This window comes from Hymenobacter cheonanensis (assembly GCF_030581075.1).
Taxonomy (GTDB): domain Bacteria; phylum Bacteroidota; class Bacteroidia; order Cytophagales; family Hymenobacteraceae; genus Hymenobacter.
Window position 1 is genome coordinate 1 of sequence record NZ_JAUQSW010000014.1, and the last position, 14,659, is coordinate 14,659.

The following is a 14,659-nucleotide window of genomic DNA, read 5'->3' on the forward strand; positions in this document are numbered from 1 at the left end:
GTGGCTCCGCTGGGATTCGAACCCAGGACCCGTACATTAAAAGTGTACTGCTCTACCAGCTGAGCTACAGAACCAATATCTTTGCGTTACAATCGCGGTGCGTTACCGTTTTTGTGGGTGCAAAAGTACAGCGACATTTTGAATCTGACAACACCGGCGCAAAAAGAAACCACTTCTGCCGGCCGGGCTAATTGGTGGCGGGCGCTTATCCTATTGCCTTTGTGCGGGTTGGCTACGGCCTGCGGGCCAATAAATTTTTCGAATACTACTCCGGCTAAGGGCCCGCTGGCCCAGGCCGACGCGCTTTTTGCCCGGGGCCAGTACGCGGCGGCGGCCCCGCTCTACCGGCAGCAGGTGTGGCGGCGGCAGCAGGTTTCGCCGCGCCTGCTGCTGCGCATGGCCTACACGCAGCATCAGCTAGGGCACTACCCGGCCGAGCTGCTATACCTGAACCTGGCCCAGGCGCGGCAGCCGCGCCTGGGCACCTGGCGGCAGCTGGTGGCCCTGGCCCAGCGCCAGCGGCTGGTGGGCTACCCCAGCACCTGGCAGCAAGAGCTGCGGGTGCAGGCCCAGCGCTACTACTACCCTGGCCTGCAAGCCCTGCTAACCGGAGCCGTGGGCGCGGGCATTGTGCTGCTGCTGCGGCGCCAGCGCGCCAAGCCGGGCGCGTGGCTAGGCTACGGGGCCTACCTGCTGGCGGCGGGAGCCTACCTGGTGCTGCTGCGCCCCGGCCCGGTAGGTGTGGTATCGCAGGCCGGGGCGGCCCTGATGGCGGGCCCGAGCGCGGGCGCGACCTGGCTCAGCACGGCCGCGCCCGGCGACCGCCTGCCCGTGCTGGGCCGCACCGACATCTGGCTGCGCGTGCGCTGGCAGGAGCGCACCGCCTACCTGCGCGCCACCGACGCGCTGGTGGTGGAATAGCCGGCGCGTTTCCAGCTCAATTTCAGCTCTAAAAAAGCCCGCCCTGCATAAGCAGGGCGGGCTTTTCAGTAAAACAGGGGCTAGCCGTTTTTTTAGTTGAAGTACACTTGATATTGCAGAATAACAGCGCTGCGGCGCGAGTCCATCACGTTTTCGCCGGAGGCGTTGGTGCTGAAATACGGGCGGTTCTGGTACGCGAGGCTGAACTTGGAGGTGTGGCCCGAGATGAGCCAGTTGACGCCCGCATCGTAGAAATTCACGTCGTCGGCCAGGCGGCCGTAGCGCGAGTGCTGCACGGCCACGTAGGGCATAAAGGTGGTGCTGCCCAGCAGGTTATCCTTAAATTTATAGCCTAGCTGCGAGTACACCGAGTTGCCGGTGCCGTATTCGGGGTAGGCGTTGCCGAAGCCACCGATGCTGTTGCTGCTGGGGTTGGAGGTGCCGGTGGCGGGGTTCATGGGCGCGCCGCTGCGAATGTAGCCGGGGCCAAAATCGTAGTGGATGGCGGCAGCGTAGAAGCTAAGGCTAGCTGCGTCGGGCGCGGCCGTGAGCGGGGCGTCGTAGAATACGTCTACGGCGTACTGCTGCATGGCCTTGGTTTGCACGTTGGTGGGGCTGCCCTGGGTGTACCACACGGCCTCGGGCTGCACCACAAAGCCCGCGCCCACGTTGAACACGGCCTTCTTGCCCAGGTAGGTGCCCGCGCTGTAGGGCGTGAGGTTGCTTTCCTGGTCCTTAAACTGGTACGAGAAATACCCCTGGTACTGGGGCTTGGGCGGCGTGAGGGCAAACGAGGCGTTGGGGCCAGGCGTAGTTACAAAGCCGGCCGCCTTCTGGTAGAGCAGCGGGTCGGAGATGGCCACGCGGTAGTCGAGCTTGCCGAGCTTGCCCTTGAGGTAGATGCTGAGCTTGCGGCCAAACTGGTCGGTCACGTCGTTGGTGGCTTCCTCCAGGGTGGGCAGGTCGAGGCCCATGATGGTGCCAGCCGAGGAGAAGGCGAAGCGGGCCAGCCCGTTCCAGGCGCCGAGGCCGGTGCCGAAGGAAAGCTTGTTTTTGACGAGGGCGTATTCGGCCACGGCATCGTGCAGGAAGAAGCCGCCCGTACCGCTCTGGCTAGCCCCCGGCGTGCCGCCGCTCTTGCGGTCAGCATTGTAGCTGAGGTTGTTGAGCCCGATTTGCGAGTAGATGAATACGCGGTCGGTGAGCTGGCCGTAGAACTGGATGCGGAAGCGCCGGATGCCGATATCGTAGGTATTGGGCACGTTGTAGCCGCCCACCTGGGTGCCGGGGTTGCTCTCGTTGTAGCGCATCCACACCTGGTTGAGGAGGGTGAACTTGATGTAGCGGCTGGCGTCGGCATTGAGCGGCAGCTTGCCATCCTTGAGGAAAAAATTGGGGGCAGGCTGGGCCTGCGGCTGTTGGGTGGCCTGCTCGGCCTGGGTTTGGGTAGGCTGCTGGCTGGAATTGGGATTGACCTGAGCCGCGGCCAGCGCGGGCACTAAAAAGGCCGCGCCGAGCACGGCGGGAGATAGCAGTTGCTTCATCTAAAAGGAAAAATGGGAACGCAAAAAACCGGTCCCGCCCACCCATTTTGGGCAGGCAGGACCGGCAAAGGACCGGCGTGGCAAATGAACCTGGGGTGAGGCCCTAGCCCGGCGGCCTAGAAATCGCCCTCTTCCTTGCGGAAATTATTTAGTACCAGCTTGTCGGTCAGGCCCGGTAGCCATTTATTTAAAAAAACCGTCAGTTTGCCCTGGCCCGTGAGCACGAGGCTGCGCTGGCGCTGTGCCACGGCCCGGCGCAAGTGCTGGGCCACTTCCTCGGAGGTCATCATCTTGCCCTCGTCGCGCGGGGTATCGTTCTGGGTCTGGCCGTTGGCGAGCAGGGCCGTGTGGCGGATGTTGGAGGCCGTGAAGCCCGGCGCGGCCGTGAGCACATTCACGCCCTGGGGCAGCAGCTCGGTGCGCAGGGCTTCGAGAAAGCCGTTCATGGCAAACTTGGAGGCCGAGTAGCCGGTGCGGCCCGGCAGCCCCCGGTAGCCAGCTATGCTACTGATACCCACGATACTGCCCTTGCTTTCGAGCAGGTAGGGCAGCGCCGCCTTGGTGACGTACACGGTGCCGAAGAAGTTGGTTTGCATGAGCTGCTCCAGCACTTTCACGTCCACGTCGGCAAACTTGGCCCGCATGCTCAGGCCGGCATTATTGATGAGCACATCGAGGCGGCCGAAGGCGGCAATGGTGTCGGCCACGGCGCGGTTGGCATCGGCTAGCACGCCCACGTCGCCCTGCACGGTGCGGTGCTGAATGCCGGCAGCCGTAAGCTCGGCGGCGGTGGCGGCCAGCTTGGCCGCGTCGCGGCCGGTGATAACGACGCTGGCGCCGGCCCGGCCAAACTCCAGGGCGCAGGCCCGGCCAATGCCCGAGGTGCCGCCCGTAATCAGAACTACGCTGGTTGTCATGCGCAAAGAATAAAAGACATTATTGGGGGGCTAGCCCCGGCCCGCAAACCTACGGCGGGGCTAGCCCTTGCCACTGCGGCGCCCGCCGGATTTTCGGCCGCGCCGCCAAAAATGCTGCGTTAATTCTGAGGCTTTTGGGTTGGGGGTGGGCGTAACTTTGCGGCTGATACTCGACCCAGAATGAATTCGTCGCGCTCGCAAAACCCCTTTCTATTGGTTTTGCTTACGGTAGGCCTGCTCGGCCTGCTTTCCCTCCTCAAACCGGGCCTCACGGTGGGCGGCGTGGCGCTGCGCCCCGTGCGCCTGCTGGCCGATGTGCTGCGCAAAGACCCTGGCGCGGCCCGCGCCGCCCTAGCCACTGCGGCGGGGCTAGCCCCGCCCCCACCCAATGGCCCGGCCGGCCCGGTGGCCGCCGATACGGCGGGCCTGCGCGCCGCCCTGGCCGCCGACTCGCTGGCGCTGGCCCGCGAGGCCGCCGCCCGCACCAGGTCGAACGCGCCCACGCCGGCCAACCTGCCGGGTCTCGACAGCTTTCTGGCCGCGCTGCGCCAAACCAAGGCCACGGGCAGCCAAACGCGCATTGCCTACTTCGGCGACTCGATGATTGAGGGCGACCTGCTCACCGGCGACCTGCGCAACCTGCTCCAAACGGCGTTTGGCGGCTCGGGCGTGGGCTTTGTGCCGGTGAATTCGATTACGGCCGATTTCCGCGAAACCATCCACGAAACGTTTTCGCCCGACTGGTATGAGTACAACCTGCTCTCCGACCGCCGCCACCCGGCTAGCTACCCGCTGGGCATTTCGGGCCACGCCTTTGCGCCCCGCGAGGTGTCGAATGCCGACAGCTCGGGCATCGTGGCCGACACGAGCTGGGTGCAGTACCGGGCCGGCCAGCGCTTTGCCGGCACCCGGCGCTTTGCCGAGGCGCGGCTGTTTTACGGCCCCGGCACCCGGCGCGACCAGGTACTGGTGACCACCGACGGCCACCGCGTGCCCCACCCCCTGGCCGGCACCGCCCCCATAAACGAGCTGCTGCTGAAGCCTGGCACCCCTGCCCGCAGCATGCGGCTGGCCTTCGCCACCCACGGCCCGCGCCCGGTGTACGGCGTCAGCTTCGAGAGCCCGCAGGGCGTGGTCCTGGACAACTTTTCCTTCCGGGGCAACAGCGGCATGTCGCTCACCAAGATTCCCTACGCGCAGCTCGCTGCCTTTGGCCAACTGCTTGACTACCGCCTTATTATTTTGCACTACGGGGTAAACGTGGCCGATGCGCGCAACAAGAATTACGTGTTTTATGAGCGGGCCATGACGCGTGTCGTCGACCGCATGCAGCGCGCTTTTCCGCGGGCCAGCATCCTCATCATCGGCATGAGCGACAAGAGCACGCGCCTCGACGGCGAGTTTGTAACCGACCCCAGCGTGCCGCTGCTGCTGGCCGCCCAGCAGCGGCTGGCCCAGCACAACCACGCCGCCTTCTGGAATTTGTTTGAGGCAATGGGCGGCGAAAACTCCATGAAGAGCTGGGTCGAGCAGTCGCCACCGCTCGCCAACCACGATTACACGCACCTCAACAGCCGGGGCGGGCAGCGCATTGCGGGCCTGCTCTATGGCTACCTCATGGGCGAATACAACCGCCCGACTAGGCCCGCTGCCGGCCCCAACCGGCCCGATAGCACTACTCGCCCGCCGGCCAGCTCCCCCGATTCGGCCAATTTATAGAAAAATTAACGCGTTAAAGTTCTTCATGCTGAGCGGAGCGCAGCGTAGTCGAAGCATCTTGGCAGGGCACGAGTAAACTGTTCAACGAAACGAACAAGATGCTTCGACTTCGCTGCGCTGCGCTCAGCATGACGAGATATTTACTTCATTTTCAGTTTTTAATTTTCTCCTCTGCTTCATGCTGCTCCGCCTGCTGTTCCTCCTGCCGCTGCTGCTAGCCCTCGCGGCTGGCCCGGCCCGGGCGCAGGCGAGCGGGCCCCTCGACAGCCTGCAAACTGCTTACCCATTTTTAGTTACCTCGGCCAATCATATCGAGAACGCCGATATCGGCCTCCAGCGCTTTTATGGGCGGCTACGGCAGCTGCCCCGCCACCCGGCCGACCTGGGCGGGCGGGTGCGCGTGGTGCACCTCGGCGACTCGCACCTGCAAGCCGACATCTTCTCGGGGCGGGTGCGGCAGGAGCTGCAGCGCACCTACGGCAACGCCGGGCGGGGCCTGGCCTTTCCGTTTCGGGTGGCGCGGGCCGATGGCTCGCCCAGCTTTCGCACCGCCGCCACGGCCGGGCAGTGGCAGGCGCGCCGCGTGGTGGGCAAGCCCGATAGCCTGCTGCCCGTGGGCCTGGCGGGCTTCGTGCTCACGACCACCGACTCGGGGGCGGCCTTCTCGCTAAGCGTCTCGCCGCTGCGCCGGCCCAACTATGCGTTCAATAAACTCACGCTGCTGCGCCGGCCCGGCCCGACGGCCTTCGACTGGCAGGTGCGCTCGGCGCGGGGCCGCCGGCTGGGCACCCTGGCGGGCAGCGCGCCCGGCGTGGCCACCACGCTGGTACTCGACTCGCTGCGCGACTTTGTGGAGCTGCGCGCCACCCGCGCCAGCTCCCGCCAAACTGGTGCCCAGCTCTACGGCCTGCTGCTCGATAATGGCCAGCCGGGCGTGGTGTACCATACCATCGGGGTCAATGGCGCGGCCGTGCGCCACTACAACCGCGCGCCGCTGTTTTTTGAGCAGCTGCCGGTGCTAGCTCCCGATTTGCTCATTCTCTCGCTCGGCACCAACGATGCCTACGAGCCGGGCTTCAACCCCGCCGCCTTCGAGCGGCAGCTCGATACGCTGGTGAGCCGCCTGCGCCGCCGCTGCCCCGGGGCCGATGTGCTGCTCACGGCCCCCGCCGACTCGTACCGCCGCCACGGCGCCCGCAACCCCGACCTGGCCCGCCTGCGCACCGTGCTGCGCGCCTACGCCCAGGCCCACGACCTCGCCTACTGGGATTTTGCGGCCGTGCAGGGCGGCTACGGCAGCATGCGCGCCTGGCAGGCCCACGGCCTGGCCGCCAACGACTTAGTTCATTTTACCAACAAAGGCTACGATGTGCAGGGCCTTTTGCTTTACCTCGCTCTTCAGGATGGATTTGCTGCGTTCCCTCTTCGCTAGCCTCAACCTAGACTTCGACCTCGATAAGCTGGCCAGCCAGTTTCGGTACCACCCCGGCGTGCCGCTTATTTTCAATACGGGCTTCTTTTTACTGCTCTTTCTGGGCTTTTTGGGGGGCTACGAGCTGCTGCGGCGCCAGCACCGGGCGCGGCTGCTCTACGTCACGGTGTTCTCGCTGTTTTTTTACTACAAATCGAGCGGGCTGTACTTTTTGCTGCTGGTTTTTTCGACCATTGTCGAGTACCACTTTGCCCTCTGGATTGCCGACTCCGCTAGCCCCGCCCGACGCCGGCTGCTGCTCACGCTCAGCCTGTTGGTGAATTTGGGTATGCTGTTTTACTTCAAGTACACCAACTTTTTCCTCAGTGGCTGGCAGGCGCTCACCAGGCAGCCGGTGCCGGTGCTGCACGTGCTGCTGCCGGTGGGTATCTCGTTCTACACCTTCCAAACGCTGAGCTACACCATCGACGTGTACCGGGGCCAGATAAAGCCGCTGCGCAGCATCTGGGACTTTGCCTTTTTCGTGACCTTCTTCCCGCAATTGGTGGCCGGGCCCATTGTGCGGGCGTCCGATTTTATTCCGCAAATCTCGAAGGCCCCCTTCCTCACGCCCGCCGATATGGGCCGGGCGGTGGTGCTCATTGCGGCGGGCCTGTTCAAGAAAGCCATCATCTCCGACTACATTAGCCTCAACTACGTCGACCGCATTTTCGACAATCCCGGCCTCTACAGCGGCATCGAAAACCTGCTGGGTGTGTACGGCTACGCCCTCCAGATTTACTGCGATTTTTCGGGCTATTCCGATATGGCCATCGGCATTGCGCTGCTGCTGGGCTACCGCCTGCCCACCAATTTTCTGTCGCCCTACCAAAGCACGAGCATCACCGAGTTTTGGCGGCGCTGGCATATTTCGCTCTCCAGCTGGCTGCGCGACTACCTCTACATCCCGCTCGGCGGCAACCGCCGGGGCGTGGTGCGGCAATATATCAACCTGTTTCTGACCATGTTGCTAGGGGGCCTGTGGCACGGTGCCTCGCTCACCTTTGTGCTGTGGGGCGCGCTGCACGGCGCCGCCCTGGCCGTGGATAAGCTCTTCAAACAGATTTTTAAGCCCGGCGATAATTGGTTTATCAAGCTGTTGGGCTGGGTCATCACCTTCCATTTCGTGTGTTTCTGCTGGATATTTTTCCGGGCCGGCACCTTTGAGGTGGCTAGCCAGGTCATCCACCAGATAATCCACAACCTGCGGCCCGATTTGCTGCCCGCCGTGGTGGGCTCGTTCCGGCCCGTGTTTGCCCTGGTGGCGCTGGGCTACCTGCTGCACGCGCTGCCCGATGGCTTCACCTGGCAGCTCGAAGGCGCGCTGGCCCGCCGCTCGGTGCTGACCCAGGCGGTGGTTGTGACGGTGGTTATCTGGCTGGTTATCCAGGTGAAATCGGCGGAGATTCAGCCGTTTATTTATTTTCAGTTTTAGGGCGGCCAGCCATACAGCTGGGCATGGTTGCGGGCGTTGGCACTACGTACAAAAGCCTTCTTTATGCGTTACCCGGCTATTGCCCTCGGGCTGCTGCTGCTGGCTTGCGGAGCCTGCAGTCCCTCCACTTCCGCGCCCTCGGCGGCGGCTTCAATGGGAGCCCGGTTTCCCATTGTGGTGCAGGGCCGCTGGGGCTTCATCGACTCGACGGGCGCGGTGGTGGTGGCGCCCCGGTTTGCCCAGGTGCAGGAGTTTGCCGAGGGGCTAGCCCCGGTGCGCGAGGCGGGGCACTACGGCTACCTAAATGAGGCTGGCCAGCTGGTATTGCCGCAGCGCTACGGCTACGCGGCGCCCTTCCACAATGGGCGGGCGCTGGTGCAGCCCGACAGCATACCCCGGCTACTCGACCGCGCCGGCCGCCTGCTACCGCTAGCGGCTGTTTACAGGCAGCTGGAGTGGCAGCCAGCGGCGGCCGGCAGCCGCGACCGGGGCGGCCGGTGGGTAGGCACGCTGCCCTCCTACCAGCGCCAGCTGCTGGCCGCCAGCGGCCAGCTCCTAAACCCGGCCCGGTTTGAGCTGATAGGGGAGCTGAGCAACAACCGGATAGTGGTAACGGGCTCCGAACCCTTACGCAATGCACAGGGCAACAGCGAAGTAGCCGCCGTGGGCGTACTCGATGGGCGCGGGCGGTTTGTGATTCCCTACTACCGCTTTCACGACCTATCTACCTTCCACGAAGGCCTGGCCCTGGCGTCCATCTACCAGCCGGGCAATGACGAGGCCGACCACTGGGGCATCATCGATACCACCGGGCGCGTGGTGGCCCGGCTGCCCGCGGGGTATTATTTCAGCTCCCTCGATGAGCACAGCTTTTCCGACGGCCTCGCGCAGGTTAACTGCATAAGCAGCGGCCAGTACCCCAACGATGAGAGCTACCCCGCGCCTATCGACCACGCGGGCCGGGTGCTTTTCCGGCGGCCCGGCCTGCGGCAGCTCAGTGCCTTTAGCCACGGCCGGGCCTGGGCGCAGGACTCGGCCTTTCACTGGCAGCTACTGAATAAAGCGGGGCTAGCGCTCAACAAAGTACTTATCAAGCAAGTAGTTAGCAGTGGCCGTGGCGGGGCGCCTACGTTTGCCGACGGCGTGGAGCTGGTGGCCCTCGACAACGGTGATTTTGCCGCTCTCGATAGCCTGGGGCAAGTCGTGCGCCGCATTTCGCCCCCCGCGGCCGGCAGCAATAGCCCGCAGCGGCAAGGCAACCTGCTCACGTTTTACGCCGCCAGCCAGAGGCAGCGCCTGGGGTTTTGGAACTGGCGCACGGGCCTGCTGGTGCCGCCGCGTTTTTCTGCTATCGACTACGCAGGCTACCGGCACGGGCTGCTGGCGGTGGTAGAAGGCGACCGCCCGGGGTATCTCTCGCCGGCGGGGCGCTACGTGTGGCGGGCCGCACCCGCCGCCAGCACCCCGCTAAACCTGGATTTTATGCGGCGCGGCAGCTACCTGGTAGCATCGGCCCCGCTGCGGCGCTACGCGGGCTTTGGCGGCTGGGGGCGGTCAGGTAATTTGGCCCGGCCCATACAGGGGCAGGTTTTCGCGCCGCGCACCCTAGCGGTGCAGGTGGCTACCCGCGCAACGCCCGGCGCTTTTGGGCCGCACCACGGCCACGCGCTCGCCATTGCCAACACCAGTGCCGATACCGTAGTGTTCGACGCCCAGGATAGCAACCTGGCGCTCACTATACAAGCGCGCGATGCCCAGGGCAAATGGCGGGCTATCGAGCACACCCCCAGCAGCTGGTGCGGCAATAGCTACCACCAGGTTTTCCTGGCTCCCGGCCAGTGCTGGCAGCTTACGGTGCCCGCTTATGCGGGCGAGTTTGCGACGCGGCTCCGGGTGAGGCTGCTGCGGCGCCAGGCAAAGGGCTCGCGCAAACAGGTAGCGGTGTATAGCAACGAGTTTGCGGGCAGCGTTAACCCAGCGCAGTTTTGGCGGCAGGAAGGCTACAGCCCGCAGGACATTATGGACCCGTACACGAATTAGCGTTGCCCCGGCAGACGCGCCTGCTGTTGCAGGCCCACGCACGGCCTGGCGGAGTCTGCAAATCGGCCGGCCGTAACTTTGCGCCCCTCACCGCAAAAAGTTATGCCTAGCAAAGCCACCAAACTCGCTAACTCTATCCCGCCCGAAGCCCTGCTCAACGTCGAAATTCAAGACATGGTGGCCGAGGGCAAATGCCTGGTTCGCATCAATAATCTCGTCGTTTTTGTCAACCAGGTCGCCCCCGGCGATGTGGTGGACTTGCGCATCAGCAAGGCCCATAAGCGCTTTATGGAGGCCACGCCCACCAAGTACCACAAGTACTCGGAACTGCGCACCACGCCGTTTTGCCAGCATTTTGGCACCTGCGGCGGCTGCAAGTGGCAGCACATCAGCTACGACGCGCAGCTCAATTACAAGCACCAGCAGGTAGAAGACACTTTGCAGCGCATCGGCAAAGTGGAAATTCCCGAAGTGCGCCGCATCCTGGCCTCGCCCGAGCGCAAATACTACCGCAATAAGCTCGAATACACGTTCAGCTTCATGGGCTGGCTCACGGAGGAGCAGATTAAGGACGAAACCGCGCAGTACGACCGCCGGGTGCTGGGCTTCCACACGCCGGGCCGGTTTGATAAGATTATCGACGTGGAGCACTGCCACTTGCAGCCCGAGCCGAGCAACGAAATCCGCTTGTTCATCCGCGACTACGCGCGGGAGCACATGCTGCGCTTCGGTAACATCATCAAGCAAACCGGGCTGCTGCGCAACCTCATCATCCGCACCGCCGAGAGCACCGGCGAAACGATGGTGATTCTGCAATGCTACCGCCAGCACCAGGCCATCGAGCCGCTGCTCGATGCGGTGTACGCGAAGTTTCCGCAGATTACGTCGCTCAACTACGTGCTCAACGACAAGGGCAACGAAACCTTCCACGACCTCGAAGTGGTGTGCTACAAAGGCAAGCCCTACATCGAGGAGGAGATGGAAGGCCTGCGCTTCCGCATCGGCCCCAAGTCGTTTTACCAAACCAACTCGGCCGGCGCCTACAATCTCTACAAAGTGGCCCGCGAGTTTGCTGAAATCAAGCCCACTGACCTCGTGTACGACCTCTACACCGGCGCCGGCACCATCGCCAACTTCGTGGCTCGCCAGGCCGCTAGGGTCGTCGGCGTCGAATACGTGGAGCAGGCTGTGCTCGACGCCCGCGTCAACTCGGAAATCAACGGCGTGACCAATACCGAGTTTTTCGCCGGCGACATGAAGGATATGCTCACCGAGGCCTTCACCAGCCACCACGGCCACCCCGACGTCATCATCACCGACCCGCCCCGCGCCGGCATGCACGAAGACGTGGTGAAGCGCCTCGTGGAGCTGCGTGCCCCCCGCGTCGTCTACATCAGCTGTAACCCCGCCACCCAGGCCCGCGACCTGGAACTGCTCGACGAGGTGTACAAAGTAACCCGCGTGCAGCCGGTGGATATGTTTCCGCACACGCACCACGTGGAGAATGTGGTGCTGCTGGAGTTAAAGTAGTTAAACTACTTCGTCGTAGTAACCGGCCCGAAAGCAAATGATAGTTTCTGCCGGTTCTTCGAGCAATTCAATATCTTCTGTGTAGCAGCCGAAGCCATTTTTATGAGAAGTGAAGCCACTTTCGTCTTCTTCTAATTCGTCATCTTGCTCACGCACAAAGTCAAGCACTTCGCCTAATGGTACTGGAAATAATTGTTCACCTCGCCAACTCACTAGAGCTGGTGAGGTGAACTCAACTGCTGCACACTTTCTATTTTCATCGTAGATAACGAAAACTCCTGCTGCTTGAAAATAGTCCGTTAGCTCAGTGCCTCCTCTTTCAAATTCGTTAGGCTTTTCGTCAAAAAGTTTACGAATACTTTCTTGCGCTGCTCCAAATACAATTTGTCCGGCACCTTCGTAAGAATGAATTTCCCAAGTCATAATAGTCGCTGATATTCTGCCAGCAAAGTAAATACAATGGACTACTTCAACGACCCCGAGCTAAACGGCAAATACCTGGGCACGATTACCAAGGATTTTGCCACCGCGTCCGACACCATTAAGGAAGCGTCGTACCAAATCCGCAAGCGTGAGATTTCGCAGTATCCGGTGTTCGTGTTTGCGCGGCAGGCGGTGCAGCTCGGCAGCCTGCTCATCAACGCCGACGAGCAGGAATTGCAGTGGCACGTCTTCGCCAGCTACCTCGAAATACTAGCCCAGCAAGGCATCGTGGACCCCGAGAAAATCGAAGATTTCATCGGCACCTGGAAAAACCCGGATGAGTTTTGCTGCCTCTTCGTGGTGGATGAGGAGTTCACGAATTTCGTGTACATCCCCTACCCGGAAGACTGACCGCAGATTTAACGGATTAAACGGATTGCGCCGATACGCCCGCCTGCGCGGGCTGGCTATGCTTACGACCAAGTGGCTGTAGCAAGTAGTCAGCTCGCGCAAGCGGGCGTATCGGCGCAATCCGTTTAATCCGTTAAATCTGCGGTCTAGAAGTGGTTGAAGCCCTGGGCCCGCAGCGGCACAGCCTGGCCGCCTTTGGTAATGAGGTTCACCGCGTCGTTGTGCTCGGTGAGGTGGCCGATAACGGTGATGTCGGGGTGGTTTTTGATTTTGGCGTGGTCGGCGATGGCGATGGTGAAGAGCAGCTCGTAGTCCTCGCCGCCGTTGAGGGCGGCCGTGATGGGGTCGAGGTTGAACTCGGCCGCTGCTTCGAGCGTGGGGTTGGCCAGGGGCAGGTATTCGCTGAAAACACGGGCCCCGGTGCCGCTGGCGGCGCACAGGTGCAGCACCTCGGAGGCTAGCCCGTCGCTGATGTCAATCATGGCGGTGGGGTGCACGCCCAGCTCGCGCAGCTCGTGCACCACGTCGAGGCGCGCCTCGGGCTTGAGCTGGCGCTGCACTACGTAGTTGTAGCTGTCCAACTCGGGCTGGGTTTCGGGGTCGGCCAGGAAGGCCTGCTTTTCGCGCTCCAGCACTTGCAGGCCCAGGTAGGCGCCGCCGAGGTCGCCGGTTACGCACAAAATATCGGTAGGCTTACCGCCCGAGCGGCGCACGGCCTTGCCGGCCTCGGCCAGGCCTAGCGCCGTGACGCTGATAACCAGGCCGCCGCGGCTGCCGGTGGTGTCGCCGCCCACCAGGTCGACGCCGTAGGCCTCGCAGGCTAGCCGCATGCCAGCGTATAGTTCTTCCACGGCCTCCACGGTAAAGCGGCTGGGCAAGCTCAGGGCCACTACCACCTGGGTGGGCGTGGCAAACATGGCCGCCACGTCCGACACGTTCACGGCCACGGCCTTGTAGCCGAGGTGGCGCAGGGGCGAGAACGACAAATCGAAGTGCACGCCCTCGACCAGCATATCGGTCGAAACCACGACTTCCTGCCCGGCCGGCGGGGCCAGAATGGCAGCATCGTCGCCGATGCCGAGGACGGTGCTGGGCTGGGTAAGGGCAATGTCGCGCTGCAAGCGGCGGATGAGGCCAAACTCGCCGAGCTGGGAAAGGGGCGTTAAATCAGCCATAAAAAAACAAGAAAAACGAGCGGAAAAACCGGGCCGCAAAGGTACGGCCGCTGGCGGGCCACGGGCGCGGCCGTAAATTTGACCACCCGGGCGGGGCATTATTACCGCCGGGTTTGCCGTTTGGTTTTCATGAAATCACTCCTCTTCGCTAGCCTGCTCGTGCTGGCCGTGCTGCCCATGTGCAAGCCCGACGCCTCTAAAAGCACCGCCACTGCCACCACCGACAGCCCGGCCTCGCCGGCCGCCGTGCGCGCCCAGTTCGACATCCTGCGCGATTCGGCCGACGTGAACTGGCAGCGCATGATGACCAGCGACGACAAAAAGAATGCTGACCTGCGCGAGCTGCTGCAAGACCTCAGCAAATACCCCAATGCCAACCAGGCCCAACTCGAAGGCCTGCGCACGGCCCGCGCCCGCCTCGCCAAGCAGCGCTACGACCGGGCCAGCATGGCCTCGTCGGCGCTCATCGACCGCTACGATGCCGCCCAGGATTCGGTGCTGAAAATAGTGGTGCCCCTGGCCGCGCCCGAGGGCAACGCCCCCTCCGAGCGCGTGCGCGACTACGTGGAGGCCATTCAGCTGGCCGATGCCAACGTAGTGGGCTACCGCGCCCACTACGATGCCGCCGCCAAGGCCTACAACAACTACCTGAAAGTGCACGGCGAGGAGCTGACCAAAATGGGCGGCAAGTACGCCGGCCTACAGCCGCTGCCACTGTTTGAGCTGGGCCAATAGCCTGAAAACGTTGGGAGTTACTAAAAAAAGAGTATCTTTTGGCGCGGTTGCAACCCCGGCTTTCCGGCCGGGCTCTTCCCGCTAGCCTCACCCTCACTTTTTACCTCCTACGCCCATGCCAAAAGCCCTTACTTACTTGCGCCTGCCGCTACTAGCCCTGCTCACGAGCTTCGCGCTCACGTCGTGCTTCGATACCGACAAAAAGTGCGACCCCAAGCCCAGTAAATGCGGCACAACTACCAAAACCACCACGCCCACGCCCACCGGCGGCGCCAGCTAGGCCAGGGAGCATGGGTATAAGAAACAAAAAGGGAGCGCCGCGGCGCTCCCTTTTTTTG

The 14,659-nt window shown here is 63.0% G+C and carries 13 protein-coding genes and 1 tRNA gene; 9 read left to right on the forward strand and 5 right to left on the reverse strand.

Going from position 1 to position 14,659, the window contains the following annotated elements; translation table 11 throughout:
- Position 1 precedes the first annotated feature (1 nt).
- Positions 2-74: transfer RNA gene (locus Q5H89_RS20955), tRNA-Lys, on the reverse strand.
- Positions 75-81: 7 nt separating this feature from the next.
- Here Q5H89_RS20955 and Q5H89_RS20960 point away from each other — a divergent pair.
- Positions 82-921, forward strand: a complete 840-nt coding sequence (locus Q5H89_RS20960; RefSeq protein ID WP_305021287.1) for a hypothetical protein — start codon at positions 82-84, stop codon at positions 919-921.
- Between the two features lie 92 nt (positions 922-1,013).
- Here the strand turns inward: Q5H89_RS20960 and Q5H89_RS20965 are convergent, their stop codons facing one another.
- Together Q5H89_RS20965 and Q5H89_RS20970 are read right to left on the reverse strand one after the other, a co-directional pair.
- On the reverse strand, positions 1,014-2,465 hold the full coding sequence (locus tag Q5H89_RS20965) for a hypothetical protein (protein ID WP_305021288.1): 1,452 nt from the start codon (positions 2,463-2,465) through the stop codon (positions 1,014-1,016).
- A 116-nt stretch (positions 2,466-2,581) separates the two neighbouring features.
- Positions 2,582-3,382 (reverse strand): SDR family oxidoreductase, encoded by an 801-nt coding sequence (locus tag Q5H89_RS20970; RefSeq protein WP_305021289.1) that lies wholly within the window; start codon positions 3,380-3,382, stop codon positions 2,582-2,584.
- Positions 3,383-3,562: 180 nt separating this feature from the next.
- On the opposite strand from Q5H89_RS20970, the gene Q5H89_RS20975 reads away from it, so the two are divergent.
- The 5 genes from Q5H89_RS20975 (at position 3,563) to rlmD (ending at position 11,577) form a co-directional block, all read left to right on the forward strand.
- Positions 3,563-5,101, forward strand: a complete 1,539-nt coding sequence (locus Q5H89_RS20975; protein WP_305021290.1) for a hypothetical protein — start codon at positions 3,563-3,565, stop codon at positions 5,099-5,101.
- A 178-nt stretch (positions 5,102-5,279) separates the two neighbouring features.
- Entirely contained in the window at positions 5,280-6,533 is a 1,254-nt protein-coding gene (locus Q5H89_RS20980) for a GDSL-type esterase/lipase family protein (RefSeq protein WP_305021291.1), read from the forward strand.
- Positions 6,511-8,007, forward strand: coding sequence for an MBOAT family O-acyltransferase (locus Q5H89_RS20985; RefSeq protein ID WP_305021292.1), 1,497 nt, complete (start codon positions 6,511-6,513; stop codon positions 8,005-8,007). The genes Q5H89_RS20980 and Q5H89_RS20985 overlap by 23 nt, the downstream gene beginning before the upstream one ends.
- 63 nt (positions 8,008-8,070) lie before the next feature.
- Entirely contained in the window at positions 8,071-10,047 is a 1,977-nt protein-coding gene (locus Q5H89_RS20990) for a WG repeat-containing protein (protein ID WP_305021293.1), read from the forward strand.
- A gap of 102 nt (positions 10,048-10,149) precedes the next feature.
- Complete coding sequence (gene rlmD, locus Q5H89_RS20995; RefSeq protein WP_305021294.1) at positions 10,150-11,577, forward strand: 23S rRNA (uracil(1939)-C(5))-methyltransferase RlmD; 1,428 nt, start codon at positions 10,150-10,152, stop codon at positions 11,575-11,577.
- Here rlmD and Q5H89_RS21000 read toward each other — a convergent pair whose 3' ends face one another.
- Complete coding sequence (locus Q5H89_RS21000; RefSeq protein ID WP_305021295.1) at positions 11,578-12,000, reverse strand: hypothetical protein; 423 nt, start codon at positions 11,998-12,000, stop codon at positions 11,578-11,580.
- 36 nt (positions 12,001-12,036) lie between these two features.
- On the opposite strand from Q5H89_RS21000, the gene Q5H89_RS21005 reads away from it, so the two are divergent.
- Positions 12,037-12,411 carry a hypothetical protein gene (locus Q5H89_RS21005; protein WP_151088986.1) on the forward strand — a complete coding sequence of 125 codons (375 nt, stop codon included), beginning with the start codon at positions 12,037-12,039 and terminating at the stop codon, positions 12,409-12,411.
- 146 nt (positions 12,412-12,557) lie between these two features.
- Here Q5H89_RS21005 and thiL read toward each other — a convergent pair whose 3' ends face one another.
- Positions 12,558-13,586, reverse strand: coding sequence for a thiamine-phosphate kinase (gene thiL / locus Q5H89_RS21010; RefSeq protein WP_305021296.1), 1,029 nt, complete (start codon positions 13,584-13,586; stop codon positions 12,558-12,560).
- Between the two features lie 129 nt (positions 13,587-13,715).
- Here thiL and Q5H89_RS21015 point away from each other — a divergent pair, with 129 nt between their 5' ends.
- Together Q5H89_RS21015 and Q5H89_RS21020 are read left to right on the forward strand one after the other, a co-directional pair.
- Positions 13,716-14,321, forward strand: coding sequence for a hypothetical protein (locus tag Q5H89_RS21015; RefSeq protein ID WP_305021297.1), 606 nt, complete (start codon positions 13,716-13,718; stop codon positions 14,319-14,321).
- A gap of 115 nt (positions 14,322-14,436) precedes the next feature.
- Positions 14,437-14,601 carry a hypothetical protein gene (locus Q5H89_RS21020; RefSeq protein WP_305021298.1) on the forward strand — a complete coding sequence of 55 codons (165 nt, stop codon included), beginning with the start codon at positions 14,437-14,439 and terminating at the stop codon, positions 14,599-14,601.
- Positions 14,602-14,659 lie beyond the last annotated feature (58 nt).

Excerpts from the sequence above, each read along its gene's own strand:
- Q5H89_RS21015 (WP_305021297.1), top strand. The coding sequence starts at position 13,716 with ATGAAATCACTCCTCTTCGCTAGCCTGCTCGTGCTGGCCGTGCTGCCC.
- Q5H89_RS20975 (WP_305021290.1), top strand. The coding sequence starts at position 3,563 with ATGAATTCGTCGCGCTCGCAAAACCCCTTTCTATTGGTTTTGCTTACG.
- Q5H89_RS20980 (WP_305021291.1), top strand. The coding sequence starts at position 5,280 with ATGCTGCTCCGCCTGCTGTTCCTCCTGCCGCTGCTGCTAGCCCTCGCG.
- Q5H89_RS21005 (WP_151088986.1), top strand. The coding sequence starts at position 12,037 with ATGGACTACTTCAACGACCCCGAGCTAAACGGCAAATACCTGGGCACG.
- Q5H89_RS21020 (WP_305021298.1), top strand. The coding sequence starts at position 14,437 with ATGCCAAAAGCCCTTACTTACTTGCGCCTGCCGCTACTAGCCCTGCTC.
- Q5H89_RS20965 (WP_305021288.1), bottom strand. The coding sequence starts at position 2,465 with ATGAAGCAACTGCTATCTCCCGCCGTGCTCGGCGCGGCCTTTTTAGTG.
- Q5H89_RS20970 (WP_305021289.1), bottom strand. The coding sequence starts at position 3,382 with ATGACAACCAGCGTAGTTCTGATTACGGGCGGCACCTCGGGCATTGGC.
- Q5H89_RS20990 (WP_305021293.1), top strand. The coding sequence starts at position 8,071 with ATGCGTTACCCGGCTATTGCCCTCGGGCTGCTGCTGCTGGCTTGCGGA.
- rlmD (WP_305021294.1), top strand. The coding sequence starts at position 10,150 with ATGCCTAGCAAAGCCACCAAACTCGCTAACTCTATCCCGCCCGAAGCC.
- thiL (WP_305021296.1), bottom strand. The coding sequence starts at position 13,586 with ATGGCTGATTTAACGCCCCTTTCCCAGCTCGGCGAGTTTGGCCTCATC.
- Q5H89_RS21000 (WP_305021295.1), bottom strand. The coding sequence starts at position 12,000 with ATGACTTGGGAAATTCATTCTTACGAAGGTGCCGGACAAATTGTATTT.